Source organism: Flindersiella endophytica (genome assembly GCF_054779015.1).
Map to the genome: position 1 here is coordinate 786,826 of NZ_BAAGYY010000009.1, position 12,428 is coordinate 799,253.

Consider the following 12,428-nt stretch of genomic DNA (forward strand, 5'->3'; position numbering starts at 1 on the left):
CTCGACAGCTATGTCCCGGAAGCAGTCGGCCGGCTAAGGATCCGCGAGTTCCGAACGGTTCCTCAAGTTCATCTACGACAGCCTCGGACCGAACAACACCAAGACCGTACGCACCATCCTGTCCGGCATGCTCGGACTGGCCGCCCGCCACGACGCCATCGAAGCCAACCCGATCCGGGACACCTCCCGGATCACGATCAAGCACAAGAAGGCCCGCGCGCTGACCATGACGCAGGCCCGCGAGCTGCGTACCAAGGTCCACGCCGACCCACGCGCGACCTGCCCGACCTGCTGCTGGCCACCGGCATGCGCATCGGCGAGGCGCTCGCGGTCACCTGGAACTGCCTCCTGCAATGGACCAACCCGTGCGACTGCGAAAGCACCTGCGTCGCCCCGGCGTCTCACGAGTGCTGGGGTGTGGAGATCCGCGGCACCGTCATCCGGATCAAAGGCAAAGGCCTGGTAATCAAGCCCGAGCCCAAAAGCGAGGCCGGGTTCCGCACCCTCAAACTCACGACCTGGGCCGCCGCCGCTCTGCGCGCGCGCAAGCCCGCCGACGCGCTCCCCACCGACCCGTGTACCCGGCCATCCGCTCCGAACGCGGCTCAACTGGATGTGTGCTCATCGATCCATTCCACGCCGCTCGGGCGTTGCCCGGTGCGTAACACGAAGGGCTTGGACTTCTCCAGCCTGAGCACTCGGTGCTGGATGCGATGATCGAGGGATGGGAGCGCCAGCAACGGGTGCGGTTCTTGAAGGCGGACATGCTGACCCTCCTGTCCGCATGAGGCGAGCAGCGCGTACTCGCCGTAGATCCGTTTGACGTCCGCGGCCGCTTCAGCGTTGACGGGTCTTGCCATAACGGTTGGCGTAGATGTCGCGCACCATACAGATCTGCGTGCCGTGGTGGCTCACCTCGTTGAGCATCGCCGCGAGGGCGTGGTCGCCGCGCCGCCAGGGATGTCCCGGGTAGTCCCGCTCGAGCATCTCGTCGGTCGTGTTCTTGAGCGCTTCCTTGAGCGCGGCCCAGCCGTCGTTGAATCGCGCCAAGCCCTCGTCGACGGTGGGGATGATCGTGTGGCCCCACATCCGGTCGTAGATCTCGCGTGTCGGGGTGCTTGGGCCGCCGACGATCTCAAGCTCGGCGAACAGCCCGGGCGCGGCTCCGAAGTGGTTGAACAGCCAGTTGATGGTTGTCATGGGCATCACGACCGGCCTGCCCTCGAACTCGTCGGTCGCAAGGTCCCAGTCGCACTCGACGACCCACTCGCCGTTGTCTTCGGACCATATGTGCTTCGTGCGTTGCTCGCCCCGCGGGCGGATGCCCCACGCACCCGGGTGCGGCTCGAAGTCGAGCTCGTCTTGGGTGAGGTCCTTCCGCGCTCGGTCGAGCGTGTAACTGTCGATGAGCCCCATCCAAGTGAGGAACAGGTCGGCGCGCTTGTCCGTCATGGCGCCGAGCCTGGCACGCCCGTGCTGCGTGCTGCAAGATCCCCAGAGCCGAGCGACATCACCAACCGTGCCCCCACAGGTCGATGGCACTCTTGCTGGGCGCTCCTTGGGTGCGCCAGAACCAGACGTTCTGGGCGGACGCCGTAACCCTTACTCAGGAGCGTGGTCGCCGCACCGATCGACGGTTCAGCGCGGCTTGGCAAGACGGCACACCACTACCGGGCGTCGGCGTAGGACGTCTCAAGACCGCTAGTGCCGCGGCAAGAAACGTTGGCGTTGTAATCGTGTCGGTCTGACGCGTTGAGGGTTGCCTTGGCAGGGTTGTTGTCGGAGGTGGGCTGATGGCACGTCAGGCTGAGGTGTTCGTGCGGCCGCTGGAGCCGGAGGAGGCCGAGCGGCTGGTACGGATCACGCGTCGGACCAGGGATCGGGTGCGGCTTCGCCGGGCCGGGATCGTGTTCGCGTCGTTTCAGGGCCGTTCGGCGACAGAGGCGGCGGCGATGTTCGCCGCCACGGCGCAGTATGCGCGGGAGGTGATCCACGCGTTCAACCAGCAGGGGTTTGCGGCACTGGACCCAAAATGGAGCGGGGGCCGGCCAGTGCGGATCGGCCCCGCGGCGCGTGAACAGATCTGCCGGGTGGCCAAGAGCCCGCCGCAGAAGTTGGGGCTGCCGTTTACGACGTGGAGCCTGACCAAACTGGTGGAGTATCTGGCCAGGCAGCACACCATCAAGGTCAGCACCGAGACGGTGCGGCAGGTCCTGCGCAACGCCGGTGTCAGGTGGCAGGCGACTAAGACTTGGAAGGCCTCCAGGGATCCCGACTTCGTGGCCAAGAAGGACAAGATCCTCGCTCTGTATGACTCGCCGCCTGCCGACGGCAGGGTGATCTGTGTGGATGAGTTCGGGCCGCTGAACCTGCAGCCCAGACCCGGCCGCGGCTGGTTCCCCATCAGCGATCCAGCCCGGCTGCGGGCGACCTACCACCGCCTGGACGGCGTGCGGCACATGTTCGCCGCCCTCGACCTGGCCACCGGCAAGATGTTCTACCGGTTCCGCGACCACAAACGCTGGCCCCAGTTCCTGGACTTCCTCAAACAACTGCGCCACCGATTCGCCGGGAAGCTCTACCTGATCTGCGACAACTACGGCTCCCACGGCAAGGCCGAGGTCAGGGCCTGGTGCAAGGGCAACGACATGGAGTTGGTGTTCACCCCGTCCAACGGATCCTGGCTGAACTGGATCGAATGCCACTTCACCGCCCTGCGCTACTTCACCCTCGACAGCAGCGACTACCCCAACCACGCCACCCAAGAACACGCCATCGCCGGCTACATCCGCTGGCACAACCGACACGCCCAGCCGAAAAGCCACTTCGCCATCGGCTCCAAGATCCGACGACCCGATTACCTACCCAACGTTGCTTGACGCGGCACTAGTAGGGGCTTCGCCACGGCCCGGGGCGTGGTTAACCCGCCAATTGCGTGGTTAACGTGGTCATTCGGGGATGGTGAAGGGGCCGTCAACCACTCGGTAGCCGCCGTCGACGACTTCGGTGAACGGTGCCGGGCCGAGGCAGCGTGGCGTGGGCAGCGGCGACACGCCCCAGCTGAAGCCGAGCCGGTCGCCGCGCCCGCCGAGGTCCTCGACCGTCACGCCGACGCGCTGGCCGCGGAAGTCGGGTACGTCGGCCTCGGTCACGACGCCCGTCACCGTGGCTACGTGGCCGCCGGTCACCAGGCAGTCGACGTCGGCTTTCGCCTTGTAGACAACACCGTCGACCTCGTGGGTGAAGCGGAACGTGCCGCGGGCGTCGATCGTGTTGCCGTGCGCGTCGAACGAGAAGCGGATGTCGTCGTCGGGTGAGTAGCGGTAGAAGATGCGGCCCGCGCCGGTGAGGCTCGGCTCCGGCGGCGGCTGGTCCCGTGTCGCGGCTGCGGCCGAGCCGGCCGAAACCCCGAGTGCGATCGCGAGTGCGGCTGTCGCCGCGAGGATCCGTCGTTTGGAAGGCATGTGATCAGCCTGGATTCCATGCCTTCGGACGGACTCCCTCGCGACGGCGAAGCCGATCCCTCGAAGGAGGGGGATCAGCGCGCGGGTGCGTCTCCGGTCACCAGGAAGATCACGCGCTTGGCCATCGAGACCGTGTGGTCGGCGATCCGCTCGTAGTAGCGGCCGAGCAGGGCGATGTCGATCGCCGCCTCGACGCCGTGCGACCAGTCCGGCGAGAGCGTCTTGTGGAACAGCGAGCGGCGCAGCCGGTCCATCTCGTCGTCCTCGGTGACCAGGGCCTCGGCACGTTCGATGTCGGAGAGCTCCACGGTCTCGCCGATCGTGGCGACCATCCGCTCGGCGACCGCGCCCATCGAGGCGATCGTCGGCTTCATCTCGTCGGGGATCGCCTCGCCGGGATAGCGCAGCCGGGCGATCTTGGCGACATGCTGGGCGAGGTCACCCATTCGTTCCAGGTCGGCTACCATGCGTAGTGCGGCGACCAGCACGCGCAAGTCGCCGGCCACTGGCTGTTGCCTGGCCAGCTGGTCGAGGGCCTGCAGCTCGACGTGCTCCTGGAGCCGGTCGACCTCCGCGTCGGCGGCGATCACCTGCTCGGCGAGCCGGGCATCGGCGTTGAGCAGCGCCTCGGTCCCGTCGTGGACCGCGGACCGGACCAGCTTGGACATTTCAACAAGCGTGGAATTCAGCTGCTGAAGCTGCTCATGGAAGGCGTCTCGCATGCCGAGCACAGTACTTCCGTCAGGTTGCCGCCCGGGTGCTGACGCTGAACAAACGGTGAACTCAAACGGACATCCCCGTGTCAGGAGCCCCAGATGACCTGCTCAGGTGGATAGCCGCCCGTACGATCGGGGTCGTGGACGCGACACTCGCAGCCACGCTCGGAGGTCTGGCCGGCCTGGCGGTCGGTGCGATCGCGGCATTCGCGTTCCGGTTCAGTGAACGGACCCAGCGGCAGGTGCCCGAACATCCCGAGCCGGTCGTACCCCCCGACGTGGCCAAGGTTCTGGGGGTGCTGCGCTCTACCGCCATCGTGGTCGGACCTCACGACGAAGTGCTGCAAGCATCGGCGCCCGCGCGGGCCTATGGGCTCGTCCGCGGCGCCCGCGTGGTCATTCCCGAACTGCTCGACATGGTGCGCTACGTCCGCCGCGACGGTGAGATCCGGCAGTGCGACCTGGAGATCGCGCGCGACCAGATCGGCCGCGAACAGCTCTCCGTCGCCGCCCGGGTCGCACCGATCAGCAGCCGGCTGATTCTCGTGCTGGTCGAGGACCGCACCAAGGAACGCCGGCTGGACGCGATCCGCCGCGACTTCGTGGCCAACGTCTCCCACGAGCTCAAGACGCCGATCGGCGCGATGATCCTGCTGGCCGAGGCCGTGCAGCACGCCGCCGACGAGCCCGAGGCCGTCCAGCGGTTCTCGATGCGGATGCAGATCGAGGGCGAGCGGCTGTCCCGGCTCGTCCAGCAGATCATCGAGCTGTCCCGCGTCCAGGCCGACGACCTGTCGGAGGAGGCCGCTCCGGTCTCGCTCGGCGATGTGGTCGAGGGCGCGCTCGACCGGTCCCGCGTCGACGCGCAGAACAAGCAGATCGAGCTCGTCCGCGCCGGCGACACCGACGTGACGATCAACGGCAGTGAGCAGCAGTTGCTGATCGCGCTCGGCAACCTCGTCGAGAACGCCGTGGCCTACAGCTCCGAACACACCCGGGTGGTCGTCGACCTGCGCCGCAGGTACGAGCAGTCCGACTCCGGCGAGGACGAGTACGTCGAGATCGCGGTGAGCGACCAGGGCGTCGGCATCCCCGAGCAGGAGCTGGAGCGCGTGTTCGAGCGCTTCTACCGCATCGACCAGGCCCGCAGCCGCGAAACCGGCGGCACCGGGCTGGGCCTGTCGATCGTCAAGCACGTCGCCGCGAGCCACGGCGGAACGGTGGAGGTCTGGAGCGTCGAAGGCGAAGGGTCCACGTTCACCCTGCGGCTCCCGATCCGTACCGAGCCGCTGACGTTCCTGGATGGCGTCTCAGATGTCCCCGTGGTCGAGCAAGCGACCGCGGCGGTGCTACCCCGGCAAAAGGAGGCAACCCGGTGACCCGTGTTCTCGTTGTCGAGGACGAAGAGAGCTACAGCGACGCGCTCTCCTACGTCCTGCGTAAGGAGGGCTTCGAGGTCGCGCTGGCCGCCACGGGCCCGGCGGCACTTGACGAGTTCGACCGCGGCGGTGCCGACATCGTGCTGCTCGACCTGATGCTGCCGGGCCTGCCCGGCACCGAGGTCTGCCGCGAGCTCCGCCGTCGTTCGAACGTCCCCGTCATCATGGTGACCGCGAAGGACGGAGAGATCGACAAGGTGGTCGGGCTCGAGCTCGGCGCCGACGATTACGTCACGAAGCCGTTCAGCCCGCGCGAGCTGGTTGCCCGCATCCGCGCCGTCATGCGTCGCGGTCACGAGGTGGTCGAAGTGGCCGAAGCCGTCCTCGAAGGCGGCCCGGTCCGCATGGACGTCGAACGCCACGTGGTCTCCGTCGGCGGTGGCGATGTCCGGCTGCCGCTGAAGGAGTTCGAGCTGCTCGAGATGTTCCTGCGAAACGCGGGCCGGGTCCTGACCCGCGGCCAGCTGATCGACCGGGTCTGGGGCGCCGACTACGTGGGGGACACCAAGACGTTGGACGTCCACGTCAAGCGCCTGCGCGCGAAGATCGAGCCCGATCCGTCCAACCCGCGGCACCTGGTGACGGTGCGCGGCCTCGGCTACAAGTTCGAGGGCTGAGCTGCGTACGTGACGAAGTCCAGTGCAGCCGGAGTCGCGCCGGTGGAGCCCCCGTGGGCCGGCTGCGGCTACGACTGGCGGCCTGGCTGTGGCGGCAACAGGGTCGGAGCCGGGACCGTGGAGTAGGCGCCGTCCCTGGCGACGACGAAGACGGTGACGGGGACGGCGGCGGCCTTCTGGAACGTGAAGGTCAGGCGCACGGTCTTGCCGGCGCTCACCTGCTTGCCCTCGACGGTGACCGGGAGTGCCTTGCCGACCGTGGAGTCGGCGCCGAGGACGACCGAGCCGGTGTGGGCCGGCAGCGAGATCGGTGCCGAGCCGAGCGAGGCCCGGCCGCCGCCGCTGACCTGGATGCCGGTCAGGGCATCGGCGGAGCCGCCCTGGTTGAAGACCGTGCCGACCAGCGTGCCACGTCCCGCGGTGTCGGAGACGATGACGAGGTTACGGAGCTTGATCCCGCCGGTGTTGGCGTAAACGCCATCGGCGGCGGTGTACGGCACCTGTGTCTCGGCACCGTAGGTGGCCGCGCAGCCCGTGACCGCCGCGAGCGCCAGCGCGGCGGCGCAAACCGTGGCCCCAACCCGAATCTTGCCTGACGACGACCCCAGCACGACCTATCCTTCCTGCGGGCCGGCTCGCATGGGTCCGCGAAACCGCCCGTTGACCTGGCTTTGGGACTGGCCCGTGAGTGACCTGACCACCACCGTACGGCGCGGCCCTCCGCGTGCGGCCTACAGCGTATCGGCCCTGCTCGCAGGCCCTTTTGAGTGGTACGGATCGAGCCGCCCGAATGGCGGCATGCACAGCGAACCCGATCTTGTCAAGTCCAGATTCCCGGCCTGACCTGCGCAAACGCGATCCGGCTCCTTGGTGACACGTGTTATCCTTGTCACCAAGGAAGGGGTACCTGACATATGACTTTCAAGGTCGGCGAGACAGTGGTGTACCCCCATCATGGGGCGGCCGTCATCGAGGACATCGAGGTCCGCAAGATCAAGGGCGAGGACAAGACCTATCTGGTCCTGCGTATCGTCGCCCAGACCGATCTTGTGGTCCGGGTCCCTGCAGACAATGTAGACCTCGTTGGCGTCCGTGACGTGGTGGGTCAGGAGGGCCTGGAAAAGGTCTTCGAAGTTCTACGCGCGCCGCACACGGAGGAGCCGACCAACTGGTCGCGGCGCTACAAGGCAAACCTCGAGAAGCTCGCTTCCGGTGACGTGATCAAGGTCGCTGAAGTCGTACGCGACCTGTGGCGCCGCGAGCGCGACCGCGGTCTGTCCGCCGGCGAGAAGCGCATGCTGGCCAAGGCGCGGCAGATACTCGTTTCCGAGCTCGCGCTTGCCGAGAACACCAACGAAGACAAGGCGGAGGCGCTCCTCGACGAGGTGCTCGCTTCCTGACGTAACAGACACGAACCGGCCCGGATCCGACGGGTGGAGTGTCCTCGCGGAGAGCGCGAGCCACTCCGATCCGTCTGTCATACCGGGGGGCGACCCTCGGACCCCCGCGGCAATGGATTCCGGGGCCGGGTTCGTGTCTTTGTGTGCCTGGCCCTTCTGCCCCTCTCCACGCATCGGTCACTTTCTGCTGCCATGACAACTGCTGCGATCGTTCCCGCCGCCGGCCGCGGCGAGCGCCTGGGACGTGGCATCCCCAAGGCGTTGCGCCCGCTTGGTGGCGCACCCATGCTGGTTCACGCGATCCGGGCGCTCGCCTGGTCCCGTTCGGTCGACCACGTGGTCGTCGCCTTACCGGCCGACCAGACGGCGGAGGTCGAACGCCAGCTGGCCGACTACGAGTGGAGCATCGACGTCCGCGTCGTCGCCGGCGGCGACGATCGGCGGACCTCGGTCGCGGCTGCGCTGGCCGCGCTGCCGGCCGCCGCCGACGTCGTGATCGTCCACGATGCCGCCCGGCCGCTGGCGCCGCCGGAGCTGATCGACGCCGTGGCGTCCCGCATCCGGAACGGCGCGGTGGCCTGCATACCGGTGATCCCGCTGGCCGACACGGTCAAGCAGGTCACGACCGACACCGTGGTCCGGACGATCGACCGTACGGAGCTGCGGGCCGTGCAGACGCCGCAGGGCTTCCGCCGGTCGGCGCTGGAGCAGGCGCACGCGTGGGCCGACACCGCGCCGGCGCTGGAGCTCGCGGCGGTGACCGACGACGCCGGGCTGATCGAACGGCTCGGGCTGCCGGTGTGCGTCGTGCCGGGCGTGGAGGAAGCTTTCAAGGTGACCCGGCCACTCGATCTCGTCCTCGCCGAGGCTGTCCTCGCCCGCAGGCGGGCCGATGGCGCCCGCTGAGCAGGCCGGGCAGTCCACCGGGCTGCCGCGGGTCGGCATCGGCGTCGACGTGCATCCGTACGCCGAGGACCGGCCGATGTGGCTCGCCGGCCTGCACTGGCCGGACGAACCGGCCGGCCTCGCCGGCCACTCCGACGGCGACGCGGCCGCCCACGCCTGCTGCGACGCGCTGCTGTCGGCAGCTGGAATGGGCGACCTGGGCAGCCAGATCGGTACGGACGACCCGGCCTGGGCCGGCGCGGCAGGCCTGGACCTGCTGGCCGAGATGACCCGCCGGGTGACGGCCGAGGGCTGGCGGATCGGCAACGTCGCGGTGCAGGTGGTGGGCGCACGACCGAAGCTCGGCCCACGTCGTTCGGAGGCCGAGGCCGCGTTGAGTGCGGCCTGTGGCGCACCGGTCAGCGTCTCAGCCACGACGACCGACGGCCTGGGCTTCACCGGCCGCCGCGAGGGAGTCGCGGCGATCGCGACCGCCCTGCTCGTCCGCCGCTAGACGTAATTTCCCACCCTTCGACGACAACCCCGGCACGTGTGCACACGTCAGGGAGGTAGCTGTTCATCGATCAGGGAGGGGTGCTCTGTGCGAGCACGACAAGGGAGGGCAGGCCGGCTGACCGCAGCCGTCCTGGCCGCCGCCACGGGGGTTGCGATGGCCACCACGGCATCGGCCGCCGTACCACCGGAGAACGCCGCGAGAACCGCGGCTCCGGTATCGCCGGCGATCCGTCCGGCCGCGGAGACGATCACGCTGGTCACGGGCGACCGCGTGGAGCTCTCCGGCGGCGCGGCCAAGATCACGCCGGGCAGTGGGCGCCACGGCATCGCGTTCGCTGAGAGCCAGACCGGGAACGGGCACTACCAGGTGGTCCCGTCCGACGCGATGCCGTTGCTCGCGAAAGGCAAGCTGGATCCGCGGCTGTTCGACGTCACCGCGATGCTGAAGTCCGGCTACGGCGACGCCAAGCGCAAGGACCTGCCGCTGATCGTCACGGCGTCCAAGACAGCGGTCTCCGGCGCCCGCACCGTCCGCAAGCTTCCGAGCCTCGGCGCCCAGGCAGTGCGCACCACCAAGGCCACCGCCGCCACCGCGTTCTGGCCCCAGGTCAAGGCCGGCAAAGCCGGCAAGGTCTGGCTGGACGGCCGCGTCCGCGCGAGCCTCGACCAGAGCGTTCCGCAGATCGGCGCGCCGACCGCCTGGCAAGCGGGCTTCACCGGCAAGGGCGTCAAGGTCGCCGTCCTCGACACCGGCATCGACGCCACCCATCCCGACCTCGACGATGCGGTGCTCGAGGCCAAGGACTTCACCGAGACCAGCGGCCCCACCGACTTCGCCGGCCACGGCACACACGTCGCCTCGATCATCACCGGCAGCGGTGACCCCTACAAAGGCGTTGCCCCGGACGCGGGACTGCTCGTCGGGAAGGTGCTCGACGACGGCGGTTTCGGCTCCGACTCGCAGATCATCGCCGGCATGGAGTGGGCCGCCGCCGAGGGCTCCAAGGTCGTCAACCTCAGCCTCGGCGGCTGCGCGACCGACGGCACCGACCCGCTCTCGCAAGCGGTGAACGAGATCAGCGAGCAGAGCGGAACGCTGTTCGTCGTCGCGGCCGGCAACCACCCGAACAATCCGTACTGCTTCGACGACGAACGCGTCTCGGCGCCCGCGGCGGCCGACAGCGCGCTCGCCGTCGGCGCGGTCACCAAACAGGACGCGCTCACCGACTTCTCCAACGTCGGCCCGCGGCTCGGCGACGAGGCGATCAAGCCCGAGATCACCGCGCCAGGACAGGACATCGTCGCCGCCAAGGCCGCGGAAGGCTACATGGGCGACCCTGTGAGCGACGGGTACGTCAGGATGTCCGGCACGTCGATGGCCGCACCGCACGTCGCGGGCGCGGTCGCCATCCTCGCCCAGCAGCACCCGGACTGGAAGGCACCGCAGCTCCGCGAGGCCTTGATGGCCAGTGCCAAGGCCAACCCCGAGCTCGGTGTGTTCCAGCAGGGCGCCGGCCGGGTCGACGTCGCCAAGGCGATCCAGCAGCAGGTGCTCCCGCAGCCGGCGAGCCTCAGCTTCGGGCTCGCCGAGTGGCCGCACACCGACGACCAGGCGATCGCCAAGGTGCTGACCTACCGCAACACCGGTACAGCCCCGGTCACGCTCGACCTCGCCGTCACCGGCAACCCGGCAGCCGGGCTGTTCACGGTCCAGCCGGGCCGGCTCACGGTACCGGCCGGAGGCACCGCGCAGGCTACGGTCACGGCCGACACCAGGGTCAACGCACCCGACGGCCTGCAGAGCGCCTGGATCACCGCGACGAGCAACGGCCAGTCCGTCGCCAGCACACCGGCAGGCGTCGACAAGGAGGTCGAGTCGTACGACCTGACGGTCGACGCGATCGACCGCGCCGGCCAGCCCGCCGCGACGGAGATGTACCTCACCGTCCCCGGCACCCGTTCCGTACGCACCGCGCAGCTCACCGGCGAGCCCTTCCACGTCCGCCTTCCGAAGGGCCGCTACGACCTGACCAGCCCGATCTTCACCGAGGAACCGGACGAGCCCATCACCACGGCTCTGACACTCGCCGTCCGCCCGGATCTCGTCCTCGACAAGGACACGACCGTCACGCTGGACGCCAGGAAGGGCAAGCCGGTCCAGGCGAGCGTCGACAGCAAGGACGTCACGCCGGTTGGCCAGCAGGCCGCCTGGATCGACAACGGTTCGCTGCGGGCACGGATCCGTGGCGGAGACGACGGCAACGTGAGCGGTCGCCTGTTCGCCACACCGACCAGGCAGGTCACGGCCTACCCGTACACCTTCGGCTTCACCGCGGCTCTCGCCGGCGACAGCAGGGGCTACATCCTCCACGAGACGAAGGCCGGCCAGGTCCCCGATCCGCCGGTGTTCCGGGTCCGCGACAGCGACCTCGCGGAGGTCCGCACCTCGCTGCACGGCCAGGGCGTCGCGGCCCCACGGGTGGCGACGTTCCGCACGTCGACGATCGACGAGAGCAGCATCTTCGGGGTACCGCTCGGCTTCGACGTCTCGATGCCGAGCCAGCGCACCGACTTCTACTCCGCCGGTGTGCCGTGGGGCTCGGAGCTCGCGAGCGACCAGGGCTACGAGATCGACTACGACGGCGACCGCTTCGTCACCTACAAGCCCGGCCGGCAGTACGCCAAGCACTGGGGCGGCGCGGCGATCGGCCCGTTCGCCCGGCCGGTCTACGCCTACAACCGGCTGTGGGCCACTGTCGGGGAGTTCTCGTCGTCGGCGCCGCAGTCGTTCTTCACCAGCGAGGCCGACCCCGGCATCTCGGCGACCAACACGTTGCGGAAGAACGGCGTGGTGGTCGGCAGCAACGACGAGCCCGGCGGCGGAACGTTCGACGCCGTCCAGCCGGACGAGGCCGCGACGTACACGCTGACCACCCACGCGACCCGGGACGTCGACTGGTCGAGGCTCGCGACGGTGGTCGACGGCAGGTGGACGTTCAAGGGCCCGTTCACGGAGTTCGACCGCGCGTCGGTGCTCGGCCTGCGGATCGGCGGCGGCTTCGACCTGCTGAACCGCGCACCAGGCGGGCTGCCGTTCCCGCTGCGGGTCGACGTCGAGAACGCCAACGGCTCGAAGCCCGTGGTCACGGCGGTGAACGTCGCCGCGTCGTTCGACGACGGCCGGACCTGGAAGCGGCTGCAGGTCGAGTCGCGGGACGGTGGCGGCTACCGCGTCTTCGTGCCCAAGGCCCCGGCGGGCGCGCGGTACGTGTCGTTGCGCGCCGGCGCCACGGACGCGACCGGCGCCAAGGTCGAGCAGACCGTGGTCCGCGCGTACCAGCTGAAGTAGGCGACAAACACGAGAACAAACAGCCGTGGGGCAGGCGCGAAC

Annotated in this window: 12 protein-coding genes; 8 read left to right on the plus strand and 4 right to left on the minus strand. The window is 68.9% G+C overall.

Annotated features, from left to right (window positions below; genetic code table 11):
- The first annotated feature begins 306 nt into the window (after nucleotides 1-306).
- Entirely contained in the window at nucleotides 307-717 is a 411-nt protein-coding gene (locus tag ACYVF6_RS08875) for a site-specific integrase (RefSeq protein WP_460518382.1), read from the plus strand.
- A 120-nt stretch (nucleotides 718-837) separates the two neighbouring features.
- Here ACYVF6_RS08875 and ACYVF6_RS08880 read toward each other — a convergent pair whose 3' ends face one another.
- Nucleotides 838-1,452, minus strand: coding sequence for a DinB family protein (locus ACYVF6_RS08880; RefSeq protein ID WP_460518385.1), 615 nt, complete (start codon nucleotides 1,450-1,452; stop codon nucleotides 838-840).
- A gap of 431 nt (nucleotides 1,453-1,883) precedes the next feature.
- Here ACYVF6_RS08880 and ACYVF6_RS08885 point away from each other — a divergent pair, with 431 nt between their 5' ends.
- On the plus strand, nucleotides 1,884-2,879 hold the full coding sequence (locus ACYVF6_RS08885) for an IS630 family transposase (RefSeq protein ID WP_460515333.1): 996 nt from the start codon (nucleotides 1,884-1,886) through the stop codon (nucleotides 2,877-2,879).
- A gap of 69 nt (nucleotides 2,880-2,948) precedes the next feature.
- On the opposite strand, the gene ACYVF6_RS08890 is transcribed toward ACYVF6_RS08885, so the two are convergent.
- Nucleotides 2,949-3,464, minus strand: a complete 516-nt coding sequence (locus ACYVF6_RS08890) for a hypothetical protein (RefSeq protein WP_460518387.1) — start codon at nucleotides 3,462-3,464, stop codon at nucleotides 2,949-2,951.
- Nucleotides 3,465-3,538: 74 nt separating this feature from the next.
- Entirely contained in the window at nucleotides 3,539-4,186 is a 648-nt protein-coding gene (phoU, locus tag ACYVF6_RS08895; RefSeq protein WP_460518390.1) for a phosphate signaling complex protein PhoU, read from the minus strand.
- A 134-nt stretch (nucleotides 4,187-4,320) separates the two neighbouring features.
- Here phoU and ACYVF6_RS08900 point away from each other — a divergent pair, with 134 nt between their 5' ends.
- Nucleotides 4,321-5,559 (plus strand): sensor histidine kinase, encoded by a 1,239-nt coding sequence (locus ACYVF6_RS08900; protein ID WP_460518393.1) that lies wholly within the window; start codon nucleotides 4,321-4,323, stop codon nucleotides 5,557-5,559.
- Nucleotides 5,556-6,236, plus strand: a complete 681-nt coding sequence (locus ACYVF6_RS08905) for a response regulator (RefSeq protein WP_460518396.1) — start codon at nucleotides 5,556-5,558, stop codon at nucleotides 6,234-6,236. The genes ACYVF6_RS08900 and ACYVF6_RS08905 overlap by 4 nt, the downstream gene beginning before the upstream one ends.
- A 68-nt stretch (nucleotides 6,237-6,304) precedes the next feature.
- On the opposite strand, the gene ACYVF6_RS08910 is transcribed toward ACYVF6_RS08905, so the two are convergent.
- Nucleotides 6,305-6,847, minus strand: a complete 543-nt coding sequence (locus tag ACYVF6_RS08910; protein ID WP_460518400.1) for a copper chaperone PCu(A)C — start codon at nucleotides 6,845-6,847, stop codon at nucleotides 6,305-6,307.
- A gap of 303 nt (nucleotides 6,848-7,150) precedes the next feature.
- Between ACYVF6_RS08910 and ACYVF6_RS08915 the strand changes: the two genes are divergently transcribed.
- The 4 genes from ACYVF6_RS08915 (at nucleotide 7,151) to ACYVF6_RS08930 (ending at nucleotide 12,386) form a co-directional block, all read left to right on the plus strand.
- Complete coding sequence (locus ACYVF6_RS08915; RefSeq protein ID WP_460518403.1) at nucleotides 7,151-7,636, plus strand: CarD family transcriptional regulator; 486 nt, start codon at nucleotides 7,151-7,153, stop codon at nucleotides 7,634-7,636.
- Nucleotides 7,637-7,828: 192 nt separating this feature from the next.
- Nucleotides 7,829-8,542, plus strand: a complete 714-nt coding sequence (gene ispD / locus ACYVF6_RS08920) for an IspD/TarI family cytidylyltransferase (protein ID WP_460518406.1) — start codon at nucleotides 7,829-7,831, stop codon at nucleotides 8,540-8,542.
- Nucleotides 8,529-9,035 carry a 2-C-methyl-D-erythritol 2,4-cyclodiphosphate synthase gene (gene ispF, locus ACYVF6_RS08925; protein ID WP_460518409.1) on the plus strand — a complete coding sequence of 169 codons (507 nt, stop codon included), beginning with the start codon at nucleotides 8,529-8,531 and terminating at the stop codon, nucleotides 9,033-9,035. Before ispD ends, ispF begins: the two co-directional genes overlap by 14 nt.
- Before the next feature lie 87 nt (nucleotides 9,036-9,122).
- On the plus strand, nucleotides 9,123-12,386 hold the full coding sequence (locus ACYVF6_RS08930; RefSeq protein WP_460518413.1) for a S8 family serine peptidase: 3,264 nt from the start codon (nucleotides 9,123-9,125) through the stop codon (nucleotides 12,384-12,386).
- Nucleotides 12,387-12,428: the final 42 nt, after the last annotated feature.

What these genes read in the sequence shown, in the direction of transcription:
- ACYVF6_RS08915 (WP_460518403.1), top strand. Translation starts at nt 7,151, where the DNA reads ATGACTTTCAAGGTCGGCGAGACAGTGGTGTACCCCCATCATGGGGCG.
- ispD (WP_460518406.1), top strand. Translation starts at nt 7,829, where the DNA reads ATGACAACTGCTGCGATCGTTCCCGCCGCCGGCCGCGGCGAGCGCCTG.
- ispF (WP_460518409.1), top strand. Translation starts at nt 8,529, where the DNA reads ATGGCGCCCGCTGAGCAGGCCGGGCAGTCCACCGGGCTGCCGCGGGTC.
- ACYVF6_RS08890 (WP_460518387.1), bottom strand. Translation starts at nt 3,464, where the DNA reads ATGCCTTCCAAACGACGGATCCTCGCGGCGACAGCCGCACTCGCGATC.
- ACYVF6_RS08875 (WP_460518382.1), top strand. Translation starts at nt 307, where the DNA reads ATGCGCATCGGCGAGGCGCTCGCGGTCACCTGGAACTGCCTCCTGCAA.
- phoU (WP_460518390.1), bottom strand. Translation starts at nt 4,186, where the DNA reads ATGCGAGACGCCTTCCATGAGCAGCTTCAGCAGCTGAATTCCACGCTT.
- ACYVF6_RS08880 (WP_460518385.1), bottom strand. Translation starts at nt 1,452, where the DNA reads ATGACGGACAAGCGCGCCGACCTGTTCCTCACTTGGATGGGGCTCATC.